Origin of the sequence: Pseudomonas sp. HMSC076A11 (assembly GCF_001810205.1) — a bacterium.
Classification (GTDB): domain Bacteria; phylum Pseudomonadota; class Gammaproteobacteria; order Pseudomonadales; family Pseudomonadaceae; genus Pseudomonas; species Pseudomonas aeruginosa.
The window spans coordinates 192162-216520 of sequence record NZ_KV800299.1; the positions used below are offsets into that span (position 1 = coordinate 192162).

Consider the following 24359-nt stretch of genomic DNA (forward strand, 5'->3'; position numbering starts at 1 on the left):
GCAGCACCGCCTGCATCATGGTCAGCTTGTAGAAGTCGGTATCCAGCAGGTTCTGCACGATACGTTCGGAAAAAGCGCTCTCGGCCATGCTCGTCTCACCACTGCGTTTCAGCGGGCAGTCTACTGGAGGCGGCTGCCGGCGGACATAGGATCGCGCCCGGAGGGCTGTGGGATGGGGCGACAGCGCCGGCGGACAGCGCTGTTGTCGCTGTCCGCCGTTTCCGATCAGTGTGCGTTTGCCGCTTGCGTCACGCCTGGCGGGGCATCCGGCCTGGCCACCAGGGTGTAGATGCACGGCAGGACGAACAGGGTGAACAGGGTGCCCACCGACATGCCGGTAGCGATCACGATGCCGATGTCGAAGCGACTGACCGCCCCGGCGCCGGTGGCGAGGATCAGCGGGATCACCCCGAGCACCATCGCCGCGGTAGTCATCAGAACCGGCCGCAGGCGGATCGCGGCGGCCTGCTCGATGGCCTCGCGACGCCCCAGCCCCTGTTCGTGGCGCAACTGGTTGGCGAACTCGACGATCAGGATGCCGTGTTTGCTGATCAGGCCGATCAGTGTCACCAGGCCGACCTGGGTATAGATGTTCAGGCTCGACACGCCGAGGAACAGCGGTATCAGCGCACCGCAGATCGACAGCGGCACGGTGACCATGATCACCAGCGGATCGCGGAAGCTTTCGAACTGTGCGGCGAGGACCAGGAAGATGATCGCCAGGGCCAGTCCGAAGGTGACCAGCAATGCGCTGCCTTCCTGCACGTATTGCCGGGAAGCGCCGGCGTAGTCGACGGCGAAGCCGCGCGGGGCTTCCTCGCGGGCGATCTGCTGAACCGTCTCGATGGCCTCGCCCATGCTGACGATGGGGAAGCCGGAGATGATCGCCGAGTTGAGCTGCTGGAACTGGTTCAGTTGCCGTGGCCGTGCCCGTTCGTGGGTCTCGATCAGGGTCGAGAGGGCGACCAGTTGGCCGTTGCGGCTCTTCACGTAGTAGCTGCCGAGCCAGCCGGGATTGTCGCGATAGGGGCGTTCGACCTGGGCGATGACCTTGTAGCTGCGCCCGTCGATGGTGAAGCGGTTGATCTCGCCCTCGCCGAGCAGGCTGGCCAGCGCCACCCCCAGGTCCTGCATGGAGACGCCCATCTGCGCGGCCTTCTCGCGGTCGATGTCGACCACCAGCTCGGGTTTGTCGAACGCCAGGTCGAGATCGAGGAAGGCGAACTTGCCGGACTCGCTGGCGCGCTGCTTCACCCGTTGCGCCACTTGCAGCAGCGACTCGTAGTCGTTGGCGGTGTTGAGCACGAACTGGAATGGCAGGCCCTCGCCGGTGCCCGGTAGCGACGGCAGGTTGAAGGCGAAGATCTGCACGCCGGGAATCTCGTTGAGCTTCGCCTGCACCGCATGGAGCAATTCCATCTGGCTCTTTTCGCGTTCGTCCCAGGGCTTGAGCAGCATGCCGCCGATGCCGGCCTGGACGCCGTTGTAGCCGTTGATCTGGAACGCCGAGTAATACTCCGGGAAGCTGCGGAAGATGCCTTCGAACTCGGCGGTGTAGCGATTCAGGTAGTCGAGGTTGGCGGTCTGCGGCGAGTTGGTCATGAGGAACACGATGCCCTGGTCCTCTTCCGGCGCCAGCTCCTTCTTGGTGAACATCAGCAGTACCGGGATCAGCGCCAGTACCAGCACGGCGAACACCAGGACCACCGGACGGGTGTCCAGGGTGCCGTGGAGGGCGCGCTGGTAGCGTCGCTTCAGGCCCTCGAAGATCAGGTCGAGGCGATGCGCCAGGCCCGAGGGATTCTCCTCGTGGCGCAACAGGCGCGAGCACATCATCGGCGACAGGGTCAGGGCGACGATCCCGGAAATGATCACCGCGCCGGCCAGGGTGAAGGCGAACTCCTTGAACAGGGCGCCGGTGAGGCCGGTGAGGAAACCGATCGGTGCGTAGACCGCGGCGAGGGTGATGGTCATGCTGACCACCGGCACGGCGATCTCCCGCGCGCCCACCAGGGCGGCCTCGAAGGGCGGCTTGCCCTCCTCGATGTGGCGGTGGATGTTTTCCACCACCACGATCGCGTCGTCCACCACCAGGCCGATGGCCAGGACCATCGCCAGCAGGGTCAGCAGGTTGATCGAGTAGCCCATGGCCTGCATGAAGAACAATACGCCGATCATCGACAGCGGAATGGTCACCACCGGGATCAGTACCGAACGGAACGCGCCGAGGAACAGGAACACCACCACGATGACGATCAGCACCGCCTCGCCGAGGGTCTTCACCACTTCGTCGATGGAGGCCTGGATGAAGCGCGTGGCGTCGTAGGCGATGGACACCTTGAGGTTGGGCGGCAATTGCTCTTCCAGTTCGGGCATCTTCGCCCGCACTTCCTTGATCACGTCCAGCGGGTTGGCGCTGGGCGTGCCCTTGATGCCGATGTAGACCGAGGGAATCCCATTGAACGAACTGATCGCGTCGTAGCTGGCGGCGCCCAGTTCGACCCGCGCGACGTCGCCCATCAGCACCCGGCGGTCGCCGTCGGTCTTCACCGGGATGGCGGCGAAGGCCTGGGGCGACTTGAGGTCGGTGGAAGCATTGACGCTGGTGACCACCAACTGGCCCTTCACCTCGCCGGCGGCGGCGAGGAAGTTGTACTGCTGCACCGCCTGGTTGATCTCGCCGGCGGTGACGCCGAACGCGGCCATCTTCACCGGGTCCAGCCACAGGCGCATGGCGAACACCTGGTTGCCGAGGATCTCCGCCTCGGCGATACCGGGCAGGGTCGCCAGCTTGGGCTGGATCACCCGCGACAGGTAGTCGGTGATCTGCGGGTTGTTCATCTGCTCGCTGTAGAAGCTGATGTACATCAGCGCCGAGGCGTCCGCGGCCTCCTTCTGCAGCACCGGGTCCTCGGCGTCCGGCGGCAGCTGGCTCTTCACTTCGTTGGACTTGGCCAGCAGCTCGGTGACCAGGCGATCGGTATTGGCGCCGATCCGCGCGTAGATGGAGATGGTCGAATAGTTCTGCCGGCTCACCGAGGTCATGTAGTCGATGCCTTCGGCGCTGGCCAGGCTCTGCTGCAGCGGCTGGGTGATGTAGCCCTGGATGGTCTCCGCGTTGGCTCCGGCGTAGAGCGTGGTCACCGTGATCAGCGCGTTCTCCATTTGCGGATACTCGCGGATCACCAGCTTGCTGAAGGCCTGCATGCCGAGCAGGACGATCAGCAGGCTGACCACGCTCGCCAGGACCGGACGACGGATGAACGGATCGGTAAAAGCCATGTTTCAGTCCCTTGGCAAGCCTTCCGCCACGGAGTGGGAAGGCGCGCGACTCAGTGCTCTTGCTGGAGGTCCCGCTCGGCGACGATGGCCACCGCGGCGCCGTTGTCGAGCTTCAGTTGCCCGGAAGTCACTACCTGCTCGCCGCCCTCCAGGCCTTCGAGCACCACCGCCAGGCCTTCGCGGCGTTCGCCGATCCTGACGAAGCGGCGCTCGACGACCCGTTGCGGCTGGCCCTTGTCATCCTTCGACACCTGGCCCTGCTCGTCCTTCTTCTGCCCGACGACGTAGATCGAGTCGCCGTAGAGGGTGAAGGTGATCGCCGTCTCCGGGACCACGACGCGTTGTTCCTCGCCAGGCAACATCACCTCGAGGTTGGCGAACATGCCCGGCAGCAGCTTGCCGTCCGGGTTCTCCAGGGCAGCGCGGACCTGCAGGTTGCGGGTCTCGTTGTCGACCTTGGGGTTGATGGCGGCGATCTCTGCGTCGAACACCTGGCCGGGGTAGGCGGCGACCCGGACCTTCACCAGTTGGCCGCGGCTGAGCAGGGGGAAGTCCTGCTCGGGCAGGTGGAAATCCAGGAGCAGGGTGGAAAGGTCCTGCAAGGTGGCGATCGGCGTCCCGGGCGAGACGTAGTCGCCGACGTCCACCTGGCGGATGCCGATGGTCCCGGCGAAGGGCGCGAGCACGCGCTTCTTCGCCAGCGCCGCCTTCAGCTCGGCGACGGTGGCGCTGGTCTTGGCCCACTGCGCGGCGAGACGATCGAATTCGCTTTTCGAGATGGCCTTGCTGCCGATCAGTTCGCGGCCGCGCTGGTACTCGGCCCTGGCCAGGCCGAGATCGGCCTCGGCAGTGCGCAGGGTGGCTTCCTCGACGTCGCTTTCCAACTGGATCAGCGGTTGGTCCAGCTTCACCTGGTCGCCGGAAAGGAACAGTACGTTGCGTACCGTGCCGGAGACTTCGGCGGTGAGGGTCACGCCCTGGAATGCCTTGAGGCTGCCGATGGCTGGCAGGCGGCTCTGCCAGGGACGCTTTTCGGCCAGGCTGGCGGTCACGCTGATCGGCGGTTTCGGTGCGCTGAAAAGGGCGATCTGCTGACGGATGGAGTAGACCTTGTAGCCGGCGAGAATCGCCACCACGGCGATCACCGCGGCGAGCATGATCAACATGCGGCGGAGCAACATAATCCTGGTCCCTGGTATGCCGAGAGCGCCCCGTTTCGGGGCGAATCCGACACATTACGTGCAGCTTTCAGGGCTTGTCAAAGCACAGGATTGGCGAAAGATTTCAAGCGTGTTGCAGGTCGCTTCCGACTTTCGCGGACCGGTATGGCGAGAGGTTGATGCCGCGCTCTCAGGCCAGGTGCAGGTGGTTGTCCCAGAGGCCGGAAGGCAGCTCCAGCGGTTGCGCGGCGATGCGCTCGCCCTGGCAGTCGTAGAAGCGGCAACGGCCCTGTCCGGACGTGACGACGAAGCCGTTCTTCACCGCGCCCACGCCGGCGCAGTCCGGCAACGGCGCGTCGAGGCGTACGGCACCGCTGTCCAGGTCCCAGATGAAGAAACGGTTGCCGCGCGGGGCGGTCAGGGCCACCAGGCGCAGGTCGTCGTGGATCGCCACGCTGGCGGTGTACTGGGCCATCGCCAGGCGCTGCTCCTCGGCCACCGGGAAGGCTTCGAAGGGACGGCCGGGGCGCTTGATCGCCAGCAGGTCGGCATGTTCGTGGGCATCGCCCATGAACTGCTGGCCGGCGACGATGGTGCCGTCGCGACCGATCGCCAGGTGGCGGACGCTGTTCATCTGCTGCGCCAGGGTTTCCTTGGACAGCAGGTTGCCGTCGCGGCGCATCAGCACCAGGCTGGGCTCCATGGCGTCGAGGTTCATCTCGACCCGGCTTTCCGCCTCGGTACGAATGCCGCCGTTGGCCACTACCAGGGTCTCGCCGTCGGGCATCCAGGAAACCTGGTGCGGCCCGAGGCCGTGGGTGGAGATCTCGCCGCTGTGCTGCAGTCGCTCGCCGTCGAAACGGTAGACGCCGAGCACGCCGCGACCGGGATCGGTAGTGTCGTTCTCGGTGGCGTAGAGCCATTCGCCGCTCTGGTGGAACACGCCGTGGCCGTAGAAGTGGCGGTCTTTCTGCGAGACCAGGGTCTGCAGCAGGCGACCGTCGTTCAGGTCGATCAGGTAGCTTTCGGTGCCTGGCCGGCGGGCGACGAACAGCGCCAGCGGCAGGCTCGGGTGCTGGACGATGTCATGGCAGCGCTGGGCCACGCGGGTGGCGAACTGGCACTTGCCGTCCAGGCGGTAGCCCACCGCGTAATGCTGGCCATCGGCGTCGTCGCGCGCCGACAGCACCAGCGGTTGGCTACCCTGGCGGCTGAAGCTCCAGCCGCCGAAGGACAAGGCGCCGAGCAGCAGGCTGCCCAGGCCGATCACATGACGTCGCAGCATGGTGCCGACCTCAGTCGCCATCGTTGGCGTTGAAGCCCAGTTGCACGCCGAGGGCGCGGGCCAGGTCGCCTTCGTGCAGGCGGTGGACCACGTTCAGGCTGTCATAGAGGGCGTTGAGCTGGTTGCGCCCGTCTTCGCTGGCGAGCAGTTCGGAGAGCGGTTTCTGTTCCAGCGCCGCCAGCTTCGCGTGGCTTTCGGCGTAGGCGGCGTCGATCTTGCCGGCCAGGGCCTTCTGTTCGGCCGGCAGCAGGGTCTTCAGGCCCTTGCCGTCGATACCTTCCCAGAGCGCCTGGGCGCCGCTCAGGCTGGCGTCCAGGCTGGCCAGCGAGGCGTTGCTGCGCCAGGCCTCGGCCTGGTAGGGCTGGGGAATGCCCTTGCTCTGCCGGCCCAGCGGAGTACCGAGTTTCTTCTTCAGCATGTCCAGGGCGGTGACCTGGACCCGCAGCAGCTCGGCGATCGCCTCGTGGGCGTCGGCGTAGCGGTCGTTGGGGAACTTGCTCATCTGGGTGAGCATGCCGCCGTCGTTCTTCCAGCGCGCCAGGATGTCCTGGGCCAGTTGCTGCTGGTGGGTGCCGATGGCTTCCAGCAACGGGCAATAGCGGGCCTTGGTGGCGGCGTCGGCGAGGTCGATCTTGCTGTCGAAGAGGATGTATTCGTAGGCGGAGAGCCCCTGCACCACCACGCTGGCCTTGGCCAGGGCCGCGGCGTCGACCTGCGGGTTGTTCTTCAGCAACTGTTCGACCTGGCGCCCGACCAGATCCTTCTTGTCCGGCCAGAACTGCACCTGCCAGGCGCGGTTGCCCTCGGCCAGCGGGCCGATCAGCAGCGGTTGCAGCTCGGCCCAGGCCTTCTGCGCGGCGTGGAACGCGTCGCGGGCCTTGGCCAGGTCTTCCTTGCCCTGGCAGTAGGCCAGGGCGCTGCTGGCCAAGGCCTGGTCGGCCTCCACCCAGCGGCTGTAGGTCGGCAGGATCACCTGTTGCGCCAGGGCGGCACTGGTGACGGCCTGCGGGTCTTGCGGCGAGCAGGCGCCGAGGGCGATGGCGAGGCTGGTCAAGAGCAGTCGTGGGCGGAACATGTGGGCTCCTCAGAGTGAATTCAGGAAGGCCAGCAGGGCGCTGCGCTGGTCGGCGTCGAAGCCGAGCACGTGCCGCTTGGCCGCTTCGGCTTCGCCGCCGTGCCAGAGGATCGCCTCCAGCAGATTGCGGGCGCGCCCGTCGTGGAGGAACTGGGTGTGGCCGTTGACCGTTTCGGTCAGGCCGATGCCCCATAGCGGCGGGGTTCGCCAGTCCCGCCCGCTGGCGAGAAATTCCGGGCGATTGTCCGCCAAGCCGTCGCCCATGTCATGCAGCAACAGGTCGGAATAGGGACGAATCCGCTGGTTGGCCAGCTCCGGCTCGCTGGCGTCGGAACCGGTAGTGAAGGCGGGAACGTGGCAGGCCACGCAGTTGGCCTGGGCGAACAGGCGCTTGCCGGCCAGCACCTGCGGGTCGTCCACCTTGCGCCGCGCCGGGACCGCCAGGTTGCGGCTGTAGAACAGCACCTGGGCGAAGATGTTGTCGCTGACTTCCGGCTCGCCGCCGTCGGGCGCCCGGCGGCACTCGACCTGGGCGGCGCTGCAGTCGTCGTGGGGCAGCAGGCTGCTGGTCAGGCCCATGTCGTTGGCGAAGGCGTGCGCGTTCTGCTGCGGGATATTCGGCTGGCCGGCCTTCCAGCCGAAGCGGCCGAGCGCGGTGCGCTGCCGCGCGGCATCCCAGACCTGGTTGGCGCGCCCGCGGATACCGTCGCCGTTTCGGTCGTCCGGATCGGCATTGGCCAGGATCGCCTCTTCGGGAATCGCCTCGAGCAGGCCGAGCCCGATCATCGGCGGGGCGACGCGGGCGGAAAACATCGTCTGCGGATGCATCGGCCCATAGCCGAGCTGGCTGATACGCAGGATCGGCTTGCGCAGTTCGACCTCGGTGCCGTCCTCGAACCTCACCTTCAGCGGCTCGTAGTCCACCCGCACCTTGCCTTCCGGGGCGACGCCGGGAATGCCGACGTCCTGCAACTGGCCGCCGTAGGTCGGCTCGGGAATCACCCCCTGGTGCAACAGGGTCTTGCCGTCCGCAGGGCCGGCCGGGATCGACAGGCGTACCAGCATCGACACCGCGCTGACCGCGTCCGCTCCCGGCGGGTGGCCGCGGCCGTCCTTCACATGGCAGTTCTGGCAGACGTTGGTATTGAACAGCGGTCCCAGACCGTCGCGCGCGGTGGTGGAGGAAGGGGCGATGACCCAGGGGTTGCGGAAGAAACTGTTGCCCACGCTGAAGTCCAGGCGCCGGCTCGGGGCGAGGTTGGCGGAGGGCAGGGAGAAGGCGTTGCGGTCGCTTTGCAGCACCGTGGTCGCGCCCCCGGACAGGTGTTCGCCGGGCTCGGCGCGCAGCGGTTCGTCGTCGGCGCCGCATCCGCCCAGAAGGAGCGCCGTCAGGAGACAGGCAAGCGGCATGGAAGGTGACGGAAACGACATCGGCGAACATCCCGGGACTGCGTGGAAACAGCCCGCAAGCTTACCAGTTGGGGCTAATCAAAATAAGAGGGATTTGCGTTTGTAAAGGCCCGCGAAGACCGCTTTCGAGGCCCTGAAACGCAGCGTGCGGCCATGGGCCGCACGCTGTTGGCACAGGAAGGAATCAGAACTCGTGGTCGGCGTTGTCCGGCTTCAGGTCCTGGATACCCAGCTTGCCAGCGGCCTGCTCGATGGCGCCGGTCTGCTTGACCAGGGCGGCGATGGCGTCGCGGATCTTCTGCTGGCCGTCCTTGTTGTCCGGAGCGATCATCTGGTCGAAGTGCACGCCATCCTTCTCGGCGCTGTCGACGATGGCCTGCAGCTTGGCCTCGGTGTCGGCCAGGTCGGCCTTCAGGGTGTCGTTGGCGGCGGCGTCGGCCTTGGCGACCAGGTCGGCCAGGCTCGGGCCCTTGACCACGCTGCCGTCGATGCGCTTGTACTCGCCGAGGTAGATGTTGCGGATGCTCTTGCCGTTGAAGAACAGGGTGTGGTGGGTGTCGTCGCTGAAGCAGTCGTGCTCGTCTTCGGTGGAGTTGGCCTCCAGCGCGACCTTCATGCGCTCGCCGGCCAGTTCGCCGAGGGACAGGCTGCCCATGCCGAAGAACATCTTGCGCAGGCCGGTATCCACCGGTTCGGCTTCCAGCTTGGCGCGGTAGTTGTCGGCGACGCCGGCTTTCCACTGTCCGGCCATGTATTCGAGGTCGCTGACCAGCAGGTCGGTGACGGCCTTCAGGTAGGCGGCGCGACGGTCGCAATGGCCGCCGGTGCAGTCCTTGCCCTGGGCATAGTCGGTGGCGGGACGGTTGCCGGCGCCCGGACCGGTGCCGTTCAGGTCCTGGCCCCAGAGGAGGAACTCGATGGCGTGGTAGCCGGTGGCGACGTTGGCTTCGGAACCGCCCAGCTCGTTCAGGCTGGCCAGTTTCTCGCCGGTGATTTCCTTGACGTCGATCTTGTCTTCGCCGACCTGGATCTCGGTGTTGGCGACGATGTTGGCGGTGGCGCCGGGGTTGCCCAGGGCGTGCTGGTAGTCCTTGGCGACATAGTCGATCAGGCCTTCGTCCAGCGGCCAGGCGTTAACCTGTCCTTCCCAGTCGTCGATGATCGCGTTGCCGAAGCGGAAGGCTTCGCTCTGGGAGTAAGGGGTACGAGCGGCGAACCAGGCTTCCTTGGCGGCTTTCAGGGTCTCCGCGTCAGGCTTGGCGAGGAACGCGTCGATGGCTTTCTGCAGGTCCTTGGCGGTGCTCAGGGCATCGGCGAAGGTGGCTTCGGCGAGGTCCGCGTAGTTCTTGATCACCGCCTTGGCGGCGGCCTCGTCGACCTTGGCGGCCGGGGCGGCGGCGGACGCGGCGGGCTGCGTGCTGGCCGCCGGTGTTGCGGGCGCTTCGGCTTTCTTGTCGTCGCCGCAGCCGGCGAGGGAGATGGCGAGGGCCAGCAGACTGGCGGTGGCCAGGGGCATACGAGTCATGGCGGATTCCTTTGCTTTATTGGTGGCGTGCCGAAGCGGCGTGCGCTTGTCGGAAACACCCGCGAGGGCGTTAAAAAACCGCCACATAATGCGAAAGATTTGCATTTTTGAAAAGGGCGCAGCGTGATCGCCGTCGTGCCTGGACATGTCGGGCGCAGCTAGAATGCCAGTATCTTCGTCCGGAGCTCCGTCCATGAGTCTGACCGCTATCGCTTTCTGGGTTGTCCTGCTGCTGCTCGCCGGCTACGCGGTGGTGCTCTACAACGGCCTGGTACGGCTGAAGCACGCCGTGGGCAAGGCCTGGGCCAACATCGACGTGCTCCTCAAGCAGCGCCATGACGAGCTGCCGAAGCTGGTCGAGGCCTGCAAGCAATACATGCAGCACGAGCGCGCCACCCTGGAGCGGGTCATCGCCGCCCGCAACGCCGTCGCCAGCGCCCGCGAGCGCGCCGACGTGAATGCCCTGGGCAAGGCCGAGAGCGGCCTGCGCGCCGGCCTGGGGCAGCTCTTCGCACTGGCCGAGAACTACCCGCAGCTCAAGGCCAACGAAAGTTTCCAGTTCCTTTCCCAGCGCATCAGCGGCCTGGAGAACGGGATCGCCGATCGCCGCGAGCTGTACAACGAGGCGGTGAACCTGAACAACGTGCGCATCGAGCAATTTCCCGACCTGCTGATCGCCCGTGTCGCTGGCTTCAAGGCCGCCGAGCTGTTGCAGTTCAGCGAGGCGGAGAAGGCCGACGTCGATCTCAAGGCCCTGTTCGGCTGAGATGGACTTCGACCTGCGCTGGCTGTTCATCGCCGCCAGCCTGGGGCTCTGCGCCTGGGCCGGCTGGCAGTTCGTGCACCGCCTTGCCCGGGCGCGTCTGCTCGGCGACGTACCGACCTCGCGGATCCGTTCGGCGGCGCAGGGTTTCGTCGAACTCTACGGGGTGCTCGAGGAGGGCCCGGAAGGCCCGCTGCAGGCTCCCTTGACCGGCAAGCCGTGCCTGTGGTGGCGCTACCGCATCGAAGTCGAGGAAAAGCGCAGCGGCCGCGAGAAGGCCTGGCGCACCGTCGACAAAGGTGCCAGCGAGTCGCCATTCGGCTTGCGCGATGCCACCGATGCCTGCCTGGTCGACCCACGCGGCGCCGAGGTGCGACCCTTGACCCAGCAGCGCTGGGAGGCTTTTCGCGAAGCACCGATCGATACCCTGCGACTGCTGGAGAGCTTCGGCACCCTGGTCGGCGGAGAGCGGCTCTACCGCTACACCGAGGAGCGCCTGCATGCCGGCGAGCCGCTCTATGCGCTGGGCGAATTCCGCAGCAGCGGTGGCGGTCGCCAGGGACTCGATGCCGAACGGGCGCAGGGTGCGGTGATCCGTGAATGGAAGGGCGATTTCCACGGCCTGCTGGCGCGCTTCGACAGCGACGGCAACGGCGAGCTGGACGAGCGCGAATGGAACCGGGTGCGCCTGGCGGCACGGCTGGAGGCCGAGGATCGGCATCGGGCAAGCAGCGCCGCGCCGACCCGCCACCGGCTCGGCAAGCCGGGGGAGGCGCATCCCTTCATTCTCTCCAGCCAGGGCGAGGACGATCTCGCCGTGCAACTGCGCCGCCAGGCGGCGGGGGCCGCGTTGCTCTGCCTGGGCAGCGCGCTATTGGCGGGCTGGCTGTTCAGCCGCCTGTTCTGATCAGGGTCGTTCGCTGCTGGTGGCCTGGCTCAGGCGTCGCGCCTGCTTGAGGTACTGGGTCAGTTCCCTGGCCGGCAGCGGCTTGCTGTACAGGTAGCCCTGACCTTCGTTGCAACCTTCGGCGATGATGTACGCCTCCTGCTCGGCGGTTTCCACGCCCTCGGCGATCACCTGCATGCCCAGGCTCTTGCCGAGCTGGATGATGGCGCGAACGATGGTCGCGTCGTCCTCGTCCTGCAGCAGGTCCTGGACGAAACTCTTGTCGATCTTGATCTTGTCCAGCGGCAGGCTCTTCAGGTAGCTCAGCGAGGAATAGCCGGTGCCGAAATCGTCGATGGCGATCAGCGCGCCGGCGCGGCGCAGGCTGAGGAGGTGCTGGGCGGCAGTGGAGATGTCCTCCATCAGGCCGGTCTCGGTGACTTCCAGCTCCAGGCTGCGCGCCGGCAGGCGGTAGACCTGCAGCAGGTTGCTGACCACCCGTGGCAGGGCGTTGTGGTGGAGCTGCACGGTGGAAAGATTGACCGCCATGCGCAGGTCGTCGAAGCCCTGGTCGTGCCATTCGCGCAACTGCCGGCAGGCCTGGTCGAGCACCCACTCGCCGATGCTGAAGATGCTGCCGTTCTGTTCCGCCAGCGGGATGAACAGGTCCGGCGGGACGAAGCCGTGCAACGGATGTTGCCAGCGCAGCAGCGCCTCGACGCCGACCACGCGGTGGTCGCGGTAGTCCACCTGCGGCTGGTAGACGAGGTGCAGCTCGTGGCGCTGCAGGGCGTCGCGCAGGTCCTTTTCCAGTTCCCGGCGGCGACGCATCTCGCTGTCCACGCTGGCGATGTAGAACTGGTAGCGGTTGCGCGAGCGGGTCTTGGCCAGGGTCATGGTCTGCTCGGCCTTCTGCAGCAGTTTCTCCGTGGTCTCGCCGTCCTCGGGGAACAGGGTGATACCGATGGTGGCGCGCAGGCGCACCTCGTGCTGGTCGATCTCGAACGGCGCTTCCAGGCCGTCGAGGATGCTCTGCGCCAGTTCGGCCGCCTCGTAGGGTTGCTCGATGTCGGCCTGGACCAGGGCGAACTGGTCGCCGCCCAGGCGCGCCAGCGAACCGAGCCGCGCGCTGTGCCCGCGCAGGCGGTCGGCGAGGGCGATCAGCAACTGGTCGCCGAGCTGGTAGGTGTACTGCTCGTTGATCCCCTTGAAATCGTCGAGGCCCAGGCACAGCACTGCCACCCGGCGCTGCTGGCGGCCGGCGCCGTCGAGGATCTGGTCGAGTTGCTGTTGCAGCAACTGGCGGTTCGGCAGGCCGGTGAGGAAGTCGTACTGGGAAATGCGCAGCAGGTTGTCTTCGGCCTCGCGGCGCAGGTGGCTGTTGCTTTCGATCGAGGCGAGCAACTGGTTGGCGGTGGTCACCCAGAGCCCCAGCTCGTTGCGTTCGTGCCCCTTGAGCAGCGGCAACTGGTGCTGGCTGGGGCGGTCGGGATTGATGCTGACCAGGTGCTCGATGATCTTCGACAGCGGCTTGGTCAGCATCCAGTGGTAGACCAGGAACAGCACCAGGCCCATGGCCAGGGCGCGGAGAATGCCGGAGATGAAGATGATTTCCGAAGTGGTGACGAAGTTCTCGCCGTAGGGCGCGGTGTCCAGGGTGATCTTCAGGTCGCCGTAGTATTCGCTATAGGGCGGGCGGCCGATCAGTCGAATGCTGAAGGTGCGTTCCTGGCCGAGGATCGGGTCGGTCAGCCAGCGCGTCGGCAGGTCCAGCAGCGGCCTGGATTTCTCCGCCAGCATCGGCTCGCCGGGATGGCCGATGCTCGCCTGGCGCACCGCCTCGTGCTGGAACAGGCCTTCGAGGACCTGCATCGCCATTTCCCGGTCGAGGCTGTAGACCGCCTGGGTGGAAGGGTCGCGGACCATCGCGAGGATGCGTTGGGCGTCGCTGCTCACCGCCTGCTTGGCCTTGTAGGCGTCGAAGACGATCTGCGCGCAACTGAGCACTACGCCAACGGCCAGCGCCGCCAGTAGCACGACACGCAGCAGCTTGAGCGAGAGGCTGTGTCGGGAGTCCAGTTTCAAGGGGCCTTCCTTGTTCGTCGCCAGGGCGAAAGACAAGCCGGTAGGAAGAGCTTGTTTACCTCAAGAGGCTATCACGAGCGAAGGTCTACCAGTTCCTGAGGGTAGACGATGGCTCCTGGACCGCAGATTAAAACGAAAAAGCCCGGCGAATGCCGGGCTTTTTCGTGGTTCTGATCAGACTCAGGCAGCGAAATTCTTCGCTACGAAGTCCCAGTTGACCAGGTTCCAGAACGCCTCGACGTACTTCGGACGCAGGTTGCGGTAGTCGATGTAGTAGGCGTGTTCCCACACGTCGCAGGTCAGCAGCGGGGTGTCGCCGCTGGTCAGCGGGTTGCCGGCACCGATGGTGCTGGCCAGGGCCAGGGAGCCGTCGGCCTTCTTCACCAGCCAGCCCCAGCCGGAACCGAAGGTGCCGACGGAAGTCTTGGTGAACTCTTCCTTGAACTTGTCGAAGGAGCCGAAGGCGGCGTTGATGGCGTCGGCCAGGGCGCCGGTGGGCTGGCCACCGCCGTTCGGGCTCAGGCAGTTCCAGTAGAAGGTGTGGTTCCACACCTGGGCGGCGTTGTTGAAGATGCCGCCGGAGGAGCTCTTGACGATCTCTTCGAGGCTCTTGCCTTCGAACTCGGTACCCGGGATCAGGTTGTTCAGGTTCACCACGTAGGTGTTGTGGTGCTTGTCGTGGTGGTATTCCAGGGTTTCTGCGGAAATGTGCGGCTCAAGGGCGTTCTTTTCGTAAGGCAGCGGCGGCAATTCGAAAGCCATGGTGTCTCTCCTATTCTTCCTCAGGTCAGGACTGGCGCGGCTAGCGCGCGACCGGTTCACGGGGCCGGTCCGATGCCTGTCCGGGAGCCCGTCCTGGATCCCCGGGGGGACGTTCGGCGGAGCGCTCCGGAAAGGGCGCCGGGTGCGACTCGGAGCCTAGGCTCCCAGTGCCGCGAACTCCGGATCATAGCACCCGTGTCGGGGCATATCCACGCAGCAACTGTAGGGGCAAAGGCCGGCGGCGGCGCGCTGCGACGGGCTTCTGCAAGCTCGCCGGCGAACACCGCCACATTCTCTCTGGACTGCCTGGCGGCGCGAGGGTTCGCTCGGGAAGACGGAAACCGCGTTATCCCCGGAACAGCAGTTGCGCGGCCATGCCCAGCATCATGGCCGCCACCATCAGGTCGAGCAGGCGCCAGGTGGCCGGGCGCGCCAGCCAGGGGGCCAGCCATGCCGCGCCGAGGGCGAGGGCGAAGAACCACATCAGCGAGGCGCTGGCCGCGCCGAGGGCATAGGCGCCCGGCGCGGCCTGCTGGGCGCCGAGCGAACCGATAAGAAGTACGGTATCGAGATAGACGTGGGGGTTGAGCAGGGTGACCGCCAGTGCCGCCAGAAGCACCGCCTTGCGCGAGCGTGGCCCGGTTTCCGCGGCGTTGCCGAGGGCGTCCGGGCGCAACGCGCGAAGCAGCGCCTTGAGCCCGTACCAGGTCAGGAAGGCGATCCCGCCCCAGCGGGCGATGGCCAGCAGCGTCGGGTTTTCCAGCAGCAGCTTGGCCAGGCCGAACACGCCGAGGCTGACCAGCACCGCGTCGCAGAACACGCAGAGCGCGGCTACCGAGAGGTGATGCTCGCGGCGCAGGCTCTGCGCGAGGACGAAGGCATTCTGCGCGCCGATGGCGATGATCAGGCCGGCAGCCACCAGGATGCCGTTGAGATAGCTCTGCCACATGTCAGTGTGCCTCCGCCGCCAGCCGCTGGAGCACGGCGAGGGCGCGCCGGCCCTCGTCGCGGGCGACGAACAGGTGGTCGTGGAAATAGCCGGCCATCACGTTGCAACTGATCCCGGCTTCGGCCAGCGCCGTGGCGAAGGCGGCGGTCAGGCCCACCGCCGCCAACGAGGAGTGCACCGTCAGGGTGATCCAGGCCGCCACGTATTCGTAGGGCAGGCCCGGGCGTTCGGCCTGCCGGCGTTCGAGCACCAGGGTCAGGCCCTCGCGCTCGCGGAAGCTGGCGAGCGGCTCGGCGCCGTTCGGCAGCGCGCCAGCGGCGCAGGTACAGAACACATAGTCGCCGGGATTGAGTTCGGGAGTGAGCGTGCGCAGCAGGGTGCGCAGCGAGGTTTCGCCAGCCATGGTCGGTCCGCGTCGGGTGGATCGGAAAAGTGCTGGCGAGTGTGGCCGCGGGCGGTTTATAAGGAAAACGAATCCTGCTGATCTCTCATTAGGAAAACTGATTTTGTTCGACTACAAGTTGCTCGCCGCGCTGGCCGCAGTGGTGGAGCAGGGCGGTTTCGAGCGCGCCGCACAGGCGCTGGGGCTGTCGCAGTCGGCGGTATCGCAGCGGATCAAGCTGCTCGAGGCGCGGGTCGGCCAGCCGGTCCTGGTGCGCGAGACGCCGCCGCATCCCACCGATCTCGGGCGCCGCCTGCTCAACCATGTGCAGCAGGTGCGGCTGCTGGAGGGCGACCTGCAGCGCTGGGTGCCGAACCTGGATGAAGGCGGTGCCCCGGAACGCCTGCGCATCGCTCTCAACGCCGATAGCCTGGCGACCTGGTGGGCCGCCGCGGTGGGCGATTTCTGCGCCGAGCGGCGGGTGCTGCTGGACCTTGTGGTGGAGGACCAGGAGGTCGGGCTCAAGCGCATGCGCGCGGGCGAAGTGGCGGGCTGCGTCTGCGGTAGCGCGCGGCCGGTGGCCGGCGCGCGTTCGCTGCTGCTCGGAGCCATGCGTTATCGCGGCCTGGCCAGCCCGGATTTCATTGCCCGGCACTTTCCCCGCGGGGTCGAGGCGGCCGCCCTGGCCGGCGTGCCGGCGATCGTGTTCGGCCCGGACGACCTGCTGCAACACCGCTTTCTCAAGGACCTCGGCGTCGAGGGCGGTTTCATCCACCACCTCTGCCCGTCCTCGGAAGGTTTCGTCCGCCTCACCGCCGGCGGTCTCGGCTGGGGCCTGGTGCCGGAGCGCCAGGTGCAAGGCGAGCTGGCGCGCGGCGAACTGGTCGAGCTGCTGCCCGGCCAGGTCATCGACGTACCGTTGTACTGGCACTACTGGCGCAACGGCGGCGAACTGCTCGCGTCGCTCACCGAGCACCTGCTCGCCCGCGCCGGCGACGGCTTGGTGCGGGTGTCAGGCTGATCAGCCGATGACGGTGATTCGTCCGGAGCCGGGCAACGATTCGACGCAGCGCGCGCCGAGCAACCGCGATGGCGTGAAGTAGCCGCCGGGACCCTGGTAGTCCAGCAGGTGGCGCACTGCCAGGAGCACGCCGTGCAGGGTCAGGTCGTACACGTTGGCCGTCTCCAGGCGCGCCGTGCGGCGTTCGCCGCGGGCGTTGCGCGCCTCGCCCCAGACCCAGGTGCGCAGGCGCTCGCGGGCCGCCTGGTCGGGGCCGGCGATGCGTTTGTCGACCTGCCCCTTGAGCCAGTCCTGGACCCGTTGCCGACCGAACAGCGGACGCAGCGGGTCGATCAGGCGCATGCCCAGGGCCAGCAGCGGCGGCGCCGGCAGGTAGACCTCGATGTCCGGGATGCCGGTGCTGTAGTAGGCGGTGGCCACGTCGCCCCAGGGAATCGTCACGGCGTGCCGCAGGCCGCGGCCGAAATCGATGTCGCGGCGCTTGTAGCCCAGGGGCACGTCGCGCAGGCGGCCATTCTCGCGGATCTTGCCGCCGAACTTGAGGCCTTCGACGCTGGTCTTCGCGGTTCCCGTCGAAAGCCCGCTGCCGGTGTCGAAGCCCAGCGCCAGCCGTTGCGCGTCCGGCAGCGCCTCCTTCAGGCAGGCGGCCAGGCAATCGGTGGGGATCACATCGAAGCCCACGCCCGGGCAGACCACGATGCCGGCCTCGCGGGCCTCGGCGTCGCCGACGTGGGCCTGCTCGAACACCGCGATCTCTCCAGTTATATCCACGTAGTGGGTGCCGGCGGCGCGGCAGGCGGCGATCATCGGCGTGCTGGTGGCGGAGAACGGACCGGCGCAATGGGCCACCACCTTCATCTGGTCCAGGGCTTCGCGGCAGGCCTGCGGATCCCCCAGGTCGAAGACCCGGCACTCCAGCCCGAGCTGGCTGCCGAGGGCGTGCAGGGCGGCCGGGTTGCGTCCGCCGAGGAGCGGCGTCAGGCCCTCGCGCTGCGCCTGTTCAGCGACCAGCCGGCCGGTGTAGCCGTTGGCGCCGTAGATCATCCAGTGACTGGCCATGGTGCGTCTCCCAGCGTGCAGGTGGCTTTCAGGTTAGACCTTGTAGCGCGCAGCGCCGCTTCTGTCGCCCAACGCAAGTCGTGCCGGCGGCCCGCAAGGTCGTTGTTCTGGCATGCTGTGCCAGTGGTGGCGCGGCTCCGGGTTGCTAGAGTCGCGGCACAAGAAGAACAACGGGAGAAACGCAATGCGGATTCTGGTAACGGGGGCGACGGGCTTCATCGGCGGGCGTTTCGCTCGCTTCGCCCTGGAGCAGGGCCTGTCGGTACGGGTCAGCGGTCGTCGTGCGGACGCGGTGGAACATCTGGTGGCGCGGGGCGCCGAGTTCGTTCCCGGCGACCTCGCCGACCCGGCGCTGGTCCTGCGCCTCTGCGAGGATGTCGAGGCGGTGGTGCATTGTGCCGGCGCGGTCGGAGTCTGGGGGCCGCGCGAACGCTTCCTGGCGGCCAACGTCGGGCTTGCCGAGAGCGTCGTCGAGGCCTGCATGCGGCAAAAGGTGCGGCGCCTGGTGCATCTGTCGTCGCCGTCGATCTATTTCGACGGGCGCGACCACCTGGACCTGAACGAAGAGTACGTACCCCGGCGTTTTTCCGACCATTACGGGGCGACCAAGTACCAGGCCGAGCAACTGGTGCTCAGCGCCCGCGACCTGGGCCTGGAAGTGTTGGCGCTGCGTCCGCGCTTCGTGGTCGGCGCCGGCGACACCAGCATCTTCCCGCGAATGATCCAGGCCCACCGCAAGGGACGCCTGCGGATCCTCGGCAACGGCCTGAACCGGGTCGACTTCACCAGCGTGCACAATCTCAACGACGCGCTGTTCAGTTGCCTGCTGGCCGGCGAGCCGGCGCTGGGCAAGGTCTACAACATCAGCAACGGGCAGCCGGTACCGTTCTGGGATGCGGTCAACTACGTGATGCGCCAGCTCGACCTGCCGCCGGTCGGCGGTCACCTGCCGTATGCCGTCGGCTATGGCCTGGCGGCGCTCAACGAAGGCGTCTGCCGGATCCTGCCGGGGCGCCCGGAGCCGGTGCTGTTCCGCCTGGGCATGGCGGTGATGGCGAAGAACTTCACCCTGGACATCAACCGCGCCCGCGAATACCTCGACTACGACCCGCGGGTCAGCCTGTGGACCGCGCTCGACGAGTTCTGCGCCTGGTGGCGCGCCCAGGGACTCTGATCAGCCGCGCAGCGGGCCGGCGTATTGTCGGCTCGGCGCCTGCGCGGGCAACAGGGAAGGTTCCGCCGGCGGCAGCGCGACCCCGCTGAGCCTGCCGAGGCGCTGTCCCAGCTCCCGCGTCGTCGCATCGCCGGAGCGGGCGCAGGCCGCCTGCATCGCGGCGATCGCATCGCGTTGCTGGAAGTGGATATCCAGCGCCTGTTCCTCGCGCAGGCGTCGGCGCACGGCGCGCATGCAATCCAGCAAGGATTTGTTCAACTCCATGCATCCTCCGGCTCTCGAATCTGCCCGGCAATGCCCAGGCAAGCGACGTGCCATGCGGGCCGCGGACCAGCGCCGGCGTACGGGGCGGGGAACCGCTGGCGGCCTGCGGCGGTCTGTGCCGGACAGCGTTCGCTCCGTCTTGGGGCGCACGGCTTCGCGGTGGAGCGCCCCGGTCCGGCAATTTGCTTCGAGCAGACGCTGAAGGGGCGGGGCCGAACCGATATAATGCGCCATTCGGCCCTTTCTCCAGGCCTCCGGCAGGATGCCGTTCCCCTTCACAGGTTTTCACCATGCGTAACGATGCTTTCGACGAACTCGACGATGTGCCCAGCCTGACCACCGATGCTGCCGACCGTGATGAATTCGGCCACCACCCGCGGCACGTCTACGAACCGGAGCAGCGCCGGGTCGTCGACACCAAGGAGCGCCGTCCGGCCTCTACCGGCCCGCTCTGGGCCCTGCTCGGGGCGATGCTGATCGCCCTCGCCGGGGTGGGTTGGTGGAGCCACCAGCAAATCAGCCTGATGGAACAGCAGTTGGTGGCGACCCAGGAAAGCTTCGTAAGGATCAGCGAGGAAGCCGCCGGGCGCCTCGACGACATTCGCGGCAAGGTGGTCGCCAGCGAGTCCAGCGTCACCAGCGAACGCGAGGCTCTGCGCCTGCAGGTCAAGCAACTGCAGGAGAAACTCGGCAGCCAGGAACGCCAGCAGGCCGATGTGAGCAACCAGTTCGGCGGCCAGGGCAAACGCCTCGACCAACTGGCCAGCGATCTCAAGGCCCAGCAGGAAAGCGCGGCGCAACTGGTCGCGCAACTGGACGGCAAGCTGCAGACACTGGCCGCCGAACAGGAGAAGCTGAAAGCCCTGCAGGTCGAACTGGGCAAGACCAACGAGCAACTCAAGGCCCTCGGCGGCGATGTCGCGGCGCTGAAGAAGCAGGGCAACCCGAGCCAGACGATCAAGGGTATCCAGGATGACCTGCTGGTATTGCGCAGCCAGCTCGACAACCGCCCGGCCCAGGGCGGCAATACCGCCGAGTTCGACGCCTTCCGCACCCAGGTGATGCGCAACATCAACACCCTCCAGGCCCAGGTGCAGAACCTGCAGCAGCAGCTCAATACCCGCTGACCCCTTGCGCCGCCAGCCGCCCGTCGCACCGGGCGCTGGCGGCGACAGTTCGCCGCGCCCGGCGAAAATCCCCGCTTCCATTGCTCTGGATCAGCGAATCCGCTGCTCCTCCACTCCGATACTGCGTCCTTAAGCGAGCCTTAAGTGAGAGTCGTTTAGATTCTCGGTCACCGGCCAGGGAGGCCATTGGTCCCTTCCTCTGCCTGGAATCCGCCATGAGCGCACTGCAACCGTCCCGTTCCTACCGCATCACCGGTTATTCCCCCGCCATCAGCAACGGCTATCGCCAACGCCTGTTCTCCATGGGGCTTCTGCCCGGCGCGGCGCTGCGCGTGGTGCGCATCGCCCCGCTGGGCGACCCGATCCAGGTCGAGACCCGCCAGACCAGCCTGGCGCTGCGGCGCAAGGACCTCGCCCTGCTGACCCTCGTCCCGCTCGACTGACCCCGCCCGGAATCCCCATGACCGCATTGACCCTCGGCCTGATCGGCAATCCCAACTCCGGCAAGACCACCCTGTTCAACCAGCTCACCGGCTCGCGCCAGCGGGTCGGCAACTGGGCCGGCGTCACCGTGGAGCGCAAGGAGGGTGCGTTCCATACCGTCCGTCACGCGGTACGCCTGGTCGACCTGCCCGGCACCTATTCGTTGACCAGCGTTTCCGCCCAGGCCTCGCTGGACGAGCAGATCGCCTGCCGCTACATCGCCAGCGGCGAAGTGGACGTGCTGGTCAACGTGGTGGATGCGGCGAACCTGGAGCGCAACCTGTACCTCACGGTGCAACTGCGGGAGATGGGCATCCCCTGCATCGTCGCGCTGAACATGCTCGACATCGCCCGTAGCCAGCGCATCCGCATCGATATCGACGGTCTGGCGCGGCGTCTCGGCTGCCCGGTGGTGCCGCTGGTATCCACCCGCGCCGATGGCATCGACGAACTGAAGGCGGCCATCGACTCCCTACAGCTCCCGCAGGCGGCGCTGGCGGTGGATTACCCACCGGCCATCCAGGCGCAGGTCGGCTACCTCCTGGAAACGCGCGCTCCGGCGGCCTCGGCCATCGAGCCGCGCTGGCTGGCGTTGCAGGCGCTGGAAGGCGACATCTTCAACGGCCCGGCGCTGGGCTTGCCGCCCGCCACCCTGGAACAGGCGCGCCGGGGCTGCGGCGAGGAGCCCGAGCTGGCGATCGTCGATGCGCGCTACCGGCTTATCGGCGAGATCTGCGCGGCGGTCTGCGACCACCAGCAGGCTCAGCCGCACCGGCTGACCCAATGGCTCGACCGGGTCGTCCTGAATCGCTGGCTGGGTCTGCCGATCTTCCTACTGGTGATGTACCTGATGTTCTTCTTCGCCATCAACATCGGCGGGGCGCTACAGCCGATCTTCGACAAGGGCTCGTCGGCGATCTTCATCGACGGCATCCAGTGGCTGGGTATCCGCTTCGGCCTGCCCGATTGGCTCACGGTGTTCCTCGCCCAGGGCATCGGTGGCGGGGTCAACACGGTGTTGCCGCTGGTGCCGCAGATCGGCTTGATGTACCTGTTCCTCTCGCTGCTCGAGGATTCCGGCTACATGGCCCGCGCGGCCTTCGTCATGGACCGCCTGATGCAGGCGCTGGGCCTGCCGGGCAAGTCGTTCGTGCCGCTGATCGTCGGTTTCGGCTGCAACGTACCGTCGATCATGGGCGCGCGGACCCTGGACGCGCAGCGCGAGCGGCTGATTACCATCATGATGGCGCCGTTCATGTCCTGCGGCGCGCGCCTGGCGATCTTCGCCGTATTCGCCGGGGCCTTCTTCGGCCAGGGCGGCGCGCTGGTGATCTTCTCCCTGTACCTGCTCGGCATCGTCGTGGCGATCCTCACCGGGCTGTTGCTCAAGCACACCTTGATGCGCGGCGAGGCCTCGCCGTTCGTCATGGAACTGCCGCTGTACCATGTGCCACACCTTAAGAGCCTGCTGCTGCAGACCTGGTCGCGCCTGCGCGGCTTCGTGGTGCGGGCCGGCAAGGTGATCATCCTGGTCAGCCTGGTGATCGGCGGCCTGAACAGCATCACCCTCGACGGCAAGCCGGTGCAAGGCGACATCGGCCATTCCGCGCTGGCCAGCGTCAGCCAGCGTCTCACTCCGCTGCTGGCGCCGCTCGGGGTGCAGCCGGACAACTGGCAGGCCACCGTCGGCCTGGTCACCGGGGCGATGGCCAAGGAAGTGGTGGTCGGCACCCTGAACACCCTCTACACCGCCGAGCAGATCCAGGGCGAGGCCTTCGACTACGAAGGCTACGACCTGCCCGGGCAACTGCGCGACGCCCTGGTCGAGACCTGGGACGGCCTGGTCGATACCTTCAGCCTCAGCGTGCTGGCCAACCCGGTGGAGGCGAGCATGGCCGACGGCGACATGGAGACCGGCTCGATGGGCACCATGGCGAGCAAGTTCGGCAGCCCCATCGCGGCCTACAGCTATCTGGTCTTCGTCCTGCTCTACGTGCCCTGCGTGACCGCCATGGGCGCGATCGCCCGGGAAAGCAGCAAGGGCTGGATGGCTTTCTCGGTGCTCTGGGGGCTGAACGTCGCCTACTCGCTGGCGACCCTCTGCTACCAGGTCGCCACCTTCGCCGCGCACCCCGAGCGTAGCGTCCTGACCATCGCCGTGGTGCTGCTCTTCAACCTGATCCTGATGACCTGCCTGCGTCTGTTCGGCCGCGAGCAGGTACTGCAACTGCCAGGCCGAATGGCCGATGCCCCGAGCGGGCAGGGAGGATGTCACTGATGGCGACACTCATGCAGATCCGCGCCGCCCTGGAAGACGGCCAGGCGCGTGGGCTGAAACAGCTCAGCCGCCAGGTGGACGCGCCGCCGGCGCTGGTGGAGGCGATCCTGGAGCGGCTGATCGCGCTCGGCAAGGTCGAGCGGGTGGCTGCGCAAAGCTCGGGCGGTTGCGGCGGCGGTTGCAAGGGCTGCGCCCAGCGCGATCCGTGCGCGGAGCCGGAGCCGTATTTCCGCCTGCGCTAGACGGGCAAAGCACAGAGCCCGCCACGGCAAGCGTGGCGGGCTCTTCCTGGCTGGCGCGATCAGGCCAGGGTCGGATAGTCCAGGTAGCCTTCGGGACCGCCGGTATAGAAGGTTTCCGGGCGCGGCGGGTTCAGTTCGGCGCCTTGGCGCAGGCGTTCGACCAGGTCCGGGTTGGCGATGAAGGGGACGCCGAAGGCCACCGCATCGGCGTCGCCCTTGGCCAGGATGGCGTTGGCGCTGTCGAGGGTGAACTGCTCGTTGGCGATGTAGGGTCCGCCGAAGGCTTTCTTCAGGGCTACGCCGATGCTGTCGTCGGCCTGCGCTTCGCGGGCGCAGATGAAGGCGATGCCGCGCTTGCCCAGCTCACGGGCGACATGGCTGAAGGTTTCCAGGCGGTTGGAATCGCCCATGTCGTGGGAGTCGGCACGCGGCGCCAGGTGTACGCCGACGCGCTGGGCGCCCCATACGGAGATCGCCGCGTCGGTGACTTCCAGTAGCAGGCGCGCGCGGTTCTCGATGGAGCCGCCGTAGCGGTCGGTGCGCTTGTTGGTGCTGTCCTGGAGGAACTGGTCGAGCAGGTAGCCGTTGGCGCCGTGGATCTCCACGCCGTCGAAGCCGGCGGCCTTGGCCCGCTCGGCGCCCTGGCGGTAGGCCTCGACGATGTCGGCGATCTCCTCGGTGTCCAGCGCGCGCGGGGTGACGTAGGGACGCTTCGGGCGCACCAGGCTGACGTGCCCCTCGGCGGCGATGGCGCTCGGCGCCACCGGCAGCTCGCCATTCAGGTAGAGCGGATCGGAAATCCGCCCGACGTGCCAGAGTTGCAGGAAGATGCGCCCGCCGGCGGCGTGCACCGCCTTGGTCACGTTGCTCCAGCCACGGACCTGGTCATCGGACCAGATGCCGGGGGTGTCGGGGTAGCCCACGCCCATCGGCGTGACCGCGGTGGCCTCGCTGAGGATCAGGCCGGCATCGGCGCGCTGGGCGTAGTACTCGGCCATCAGGGCGTTGGGCACGCGGCCTTCATCGGCGCGGCAGCGGGTCAGCGGCGCCATGACGATGCGGTTGGGCAGCTCGAGGTCGCCGAGCACGATGGGATCGAACAGAGTAGCCATGGAACATCCTCCACTAGGGAATAGACGGACAGGGG

Annotated in this window: 22 protein-coding genes; 8 read left to right on the forward strand and 14 right to left on the reverse strand. The window is 67.1% G+C overall.

Annotated features, from left to right (window positions below):
• The 7 genes from HMPREF2716_RS30025 to HMPREF2716_RS13260 all read right to left on the reverse strand — a co-directional run.
• The coding region (locus HMPREF2716_RS30025) for a hypothetical protein (RefSeq protein WP_239667264.1) at positions 1 to 88 on the reverse strand (88 nt) is incomplete at its 3' end.
• Positions 89 to 225: 137 nt separating this feature from the next.
• Complete coding sequence (gene mexW / locus HMPREF2716_RS13235) at positions 226 to 3282, reverse strand: multidrug efflux RND transporter permease subunit MexW (protein WP_033963357.1); 3057 nt, start codon at positions 3280 to 3282, stop codon at positions 226 to 228.
• 50 nt (positions 3283 to 3332) lie between these two features.
• Positions 3333 to 4463, reverse strand: coding sequence for a multidrug efflux RND transporter periplasmic adaptor subunit MexV (mexV, locus tag HMPREF2716_RS13240; protein WP_043494168.1), 1131 nt, complete (start codon positions 4461 to 4463; stop codon positions 3333 to 3335).
• Between the two features lie 169 nt (positions 4464 to 4632).
• Complete coding sequence (locus tag HMPREF2716_RS13245) at positions 4633 to 5727, reverse strand: DUF1513 domain-containing protein (protein ID WP_003094019.1); 1095 nt, start codon at positions 5725 to 5727, stop codon at positions 4633 to 4635.
• Between the two features lie 10 nt (positions 5728 to 5737).
• Positions 5738 to 6802, reverse strand: coding sequence for an imelysin family protein (locus HMPREF2716_RS13250; protein ID WP_003116197.1), 1065 nt, complete (start codon positions 6800 to 6802; stop codon positions 5738 to 5740).
• 9 nt (positions 6803 to 6811) lie between these two features.
• The gene (locus HMPREF2716_RS13255) at positions 6812 to 8233 is read right to left on the reverse strand and encodes a di-heme oxidoreductase family protein (protein ID WP_070621912.1); all 1422 of its coding nucleotides are present in this window, start codon (positions 8231 to 8233) and stop codon (positions 6812 to 6814) included.
• Between the two features lie 163 nt (positions 8234 to 8396).
• Complete coding sequence (locus HMPREF2716_RS13260; protein WP_023122346.1) at positions 8397 to 9737, reverse strand: imelysin family protein; 1341 nt, start codon at positions 9735 to 9737, stop codon at positions 8397 to 8399.
• Between the two features lie 193 nt (positions 9738 to 9930).
• Between HMPREF2716_RS13260 and HMPREF2716_RS13265 the strand changes: the two genes are divergently transcribed.
• The gene (locus HMPREF2716_RS13265; RefSeq protein ID WP_003094011.1) at positions 9931 to 10503 is read left to right on the forward strand and encodes a LemA family protein; all 573 of its coding nucleotides are present in this window, start codon (positions 9931 to 9933) and stop codon (positions 10501 to 10503) included.
• 1 nt (position 10504) lies between these two features.
• Positions 10505 to 11407, forward strand: a complete 903-nt coding sequence (locus tag HMPREF2716_RS13270; RefSeq protein WP_003120884.1) for a GIDE domain-containing protein — start codon at positions 10505 to 10507, stop codon at positions 11405 to 11407.
• On the opposite strand, the gene bifA is transcribed toward HMPREF2716_RS13270, so the two are convergent.
• The 4 genes from bifA to HMPREF2716_RS13290 form a co-directional block, all read right to left on the reverse strand.
• On the reverse strand, positions 11408 to 13471 hold the full coding sequence (gene bifA, locus HMPREF2716_RS13275) for a cyclic-di-GMP phosphodiesterase BifA (RefSeq protein ID WP_003094007.1): 2064 nt from the start codon (positions 13469 to 13471) through the stop codon (positions 11408 to 11410).
• A gap of 180 nt (positions 13472 to 13651) precedes the next feature.
• On the reverse strand, positions 13652 to 14233 hold the full coding sequence (gene sodB / locus HMPREF2716_RS13280) for a superoxide dismutase [Fe] (RefSeq protein ID WP_003094005.1): 582 nt from the start codon (positions 14231 to 14233) through the stop codon (positions 13652 to 13654).
• A gap of 346 nt (positions 14234 to 14579) precedes the next feature.
• The gene (locus HMPREF2716_RS13285) at positions 14580 to 15182 is read right to left on the reverse strand and encodes a LysE/ArgO family amino acid transporter (protein ID WP_003094003.1); all 603 of its coding nucleotides are present in this window, start codon (positions 15180 to 15182) and stop codon (positions 14580 to 14582) included.
• Between the two features lies 1 nt (position 15183).
• Complete coding sequence (locus HMPREF2716_RS13290; protein ID WP_043493788.1) at positions 15184 to 15585, reverse strand: ACT domain-containing protein; 402 nt, start codon at positions 15583 to 15585, stop codon at positions 15184 to 15186.
• Between the two features lie 97 nt (positions 15586 to 15682).
• On the opposite strand from HMPREF2716_RS13290, the gene HMPREF2716_RS13295 reads away from it, so the two are divergent.
• Entirely contained in the window at positions 15683 to 16585 is a 903-nt protein-coding gene (locus HMPREF2716_RS13295) for a LysR family transcriptional regulator ArgP (protein ID WP_003120877.1), read from the forward strand.
• Here the strand turns inward: HMPREF2716_RS13295 and HMPREF2716_RS13300 are convergent, their stop codons facing one another.
• Positions 16586 to 17644, reverse strand: coding sequence for a saccharopine dehydrogenase family protein (locus HMPREF2716_RS13300; protein WP_070621913.1), 1059 nt, complete (start codon positions 17642 to 17644; stop codon positions 16586 to 16588).
• Between the two features lie 184 nt (positions 17645 to 17828).
• On the opposite strand from HMPREF2716_RS13300, the gene HMPREF2716_RS13305 reads away from it, so the two are divergent.
• Complete coding sequence (locus HMPREF2716_RS13305) at positions 17829 to 18818, forward strand: NAD-dependent epimerase/dehydratase family protein (protein WP_003103823.1); 990 nt, start codon at positions 17829 to 17831, stop codon at positions 18816 to 18818.
• Here HMPREF2716_RS13305 and HMPREF2716_RS13310 read toward each other — a convergent pair whose 3' ends face one another.
• A complete protein-coding gene (locus HMPREF2716_RS13310; RefSeq protein ID WP_003103821.1) occupies positions 18819 to 19082 on the reverse strand; it encodes a hypothetical protein in 264 nt (87 codons plus the stop codon). It abuts the gene before it with no gap.
• Positions 19083 to 19372: 290 nt separating this feature from the next.
• On the opposite strand from HMPREF2716_RS13310, the gene HMPREF2716_RS13315 reads away from it, so the two are divergent.
• The 4 genes from HMPREF2716_RS13315 (at position 19373) to HMPREF2716_RS13330 (ending at position 23212) form a co-directional block, all read left to right on the forward strand.
• Positions 19373 to 20209 (forward strand): ATPase, encoded by an 837-nt coding sequence (locus tag HMPREF2716_RS13315; protein WP_003093989.1) that lies wholly within the window; start codon positions 19373 to 19375, stop codon positions 20207 to 20209.
• Between the two features lie 215 nt (positions 20210 to 20424).
• Positions 20425 to 20652, forward strand: coding sequence for a ferrous iron transporter A (feoA, locus tag HMPREF2716_RS13320; protein WP_003103819.1), 228 nt, complete (start codon positions 20425 to 20427; stop codon positions 20650 to 20652).
• 17 nt (positions 20653 to 20669) lie between these two features.
• On the forward strand, positions 20670 to 22970 hold the full coding sequence (gene feoB / locus HMPREF2716_RS13325; protein WP_023114823.1) for a Fe(2+) transporter permease subunit FeoB: 2301 nt from the start codon (positions 20670 to 20672) through the stop codon (positions 22968 to 22970).
• A complete protein-coding gene (locus HMPREF2716_RS13330) occupies positions 22970 to 23212 on the forward strand; it encodes a FeoC-like transcriptional regulator (protein ID WP_003093982.1) in 243 nt (80 codons plus the stop codon). Before feoB ends, HMPREF2716_RS13330 begins: the two co-directional genes overlap by 1 nt.
• Positions 23213 to 23271: 59 nt before the next feature.
• Here HMPREF2716_RS13330 and HMPREF2716_RS13335 read toward each other — a convergent pair whose 3' ends face one another.
• Positions 23272 to 24324 carry an alkene reductase gene (locus HMPREF2716_RS13335; RefSeq protein ID WP_016253856.1) on the reverse strand — a complete coding sequence of 351 codons (1053 nt, stop codon included), beginning with the start codon at positions 24322 to 24324 and terminating at the stop codon, positions 23272 to 23274.
• Between the last annotated feature and the right edge of the window lie 35 nt (positions 24325 to 24359).

Bases quoted from the DNA above. Each gene is read 5' to 3' on its own strand.
- HMPREF2716_RS13270 (WP_003120884.1), top strand. From the start codon at position 10,505: ATGGACTTCGACCTGCGCTGGCTGTTCATCGCCGCCAGCCTGGGGCTC.
- HMPREF2716_RS13250 (WP_003116197.1), bottom strand. From the start codon at position 6,802: ATGTTCCGCCCACGACTGCTCTTGACCAGCCTCGCCATCGCCCTCGGC.
- HMPREF2716_RS13300 (WP_070621913.1), bottom strand. From the start codon at position 17,644: ATGGCCAGTCACTGGATGATCTACGGCGCCAACGGCTACACCGGCCGG.
- HMPREF2716_RS13330 (WP_003093982.1), top strand. From the start codon at position 22,970: ATGGCGACACTCATGCAGATCCGCGCCGCCCTGGAAGACGGCCAGGCG.
- HMPREF2716_RS13305 (WP_003103823.1), top strand. From the start codon at position 17,829: ATGCGGATTCTGGTAACGGGGGCGACGGGCTTCATCGGCGGGCGTTTC.
- feoB (WP_023114823.1), top strand. From the start codon at position 20,670: ATGACCGCATTGACCCTCGGCCTGATCGGCAATCCCAACTCCGGCAAG.
- feoA (WP_003103819.1), top strand. From the start codon at position 20,425: ATGAGCGCACTGCAACCGTCCCGTTCCTACCGCATCACCGGTTATTCC.
- HMPREF2716_RS13265 (WP_003094011.1), top strand. From the start codon at position 9,931: ATGAGTCTGACCGCTATCGCTTTCTGGGTTGTCCTGCTGCTGCTCGCC.
- HMPREF2716_RS13335 (WP_016253856.1), bottom strand. From the start codon at position 24,324: ATGGCTACTCTGTTCGATCCCATCGTGCTCGGCGACCTCGAGCTGCCC.
- HMPREF2716_RS13290 (WP_043493788.1), bottom strand. From the start codon at position 15,585: ATGGCTGGCGAAACCTCGCTGCGCACCCTGCTGCGCACGCTCACTCCC.
- sodB (WP_003094005.1), bottom strand. From the start codon at position 14,233: ATGGCTTTCGAATTGCCGCCGCTGCCTTACGAAAAGAACGCCCTTGAG.
- HMPREF2716_RS13245 (WP_003094019.1), bottom strand. From the start codon at position 5,727: ATGCTGCGACGTCATGTGATCGGCCTGGGCAGCCTGCTGCTCGGCGCC.
- HMPREF2716_RS13260 (WP_023122346.1), bottom strand. From the start codon at position 9,737: ATGACTCGTATGCCCCTGGCCACCGCCAGTCTGCTGGCCCTCGCCATC.
- mexW (WP_033963357.1), bottom strand. From the start codon at position 3,282: ATGGCTTTTACCGATCCGTTCATCCGTCGTCCGGTCCTGGCGAGCGTG.
- HMPREF2716_RS13285 (WP_003094003.1), bottom strand. From the start codon at position 15,182: ATGTGGCAGAGCTATCTCAACGGCATCCTGGTGGCTGCCGGCCTGATC.
- HMPREF2716_RS13315 (WP_003093989.1), top strand. From the start codon at position 19,373: ATGCGTAACGATGCTTTCGACGAACTCGACGATGTGCCCAGCCTGACC.
- HMPREF2716_RS13310 (WP_003103821.1), bottom strand. From the start codon at position 19,082: ATGGAGTTGAACAAATCCTTGCTGGATTGCATGCGCGCCGTGCGCCGA.
- HMPREF2716_RS13255 (WP_070621912.1), bottom strand. From the start codon at position 8,233: ATGTCGTTTCCGTCACCTTCCATGCCGCTTGCCTGTCTCCTGACGGCG.
- mexV (WP_043494168.1), bottom strand. From the start codon at position 4,463: ATGTTGCTCCGCCGCATGTTGATCATGCTCGCCGCGGTGATCGCCGTG.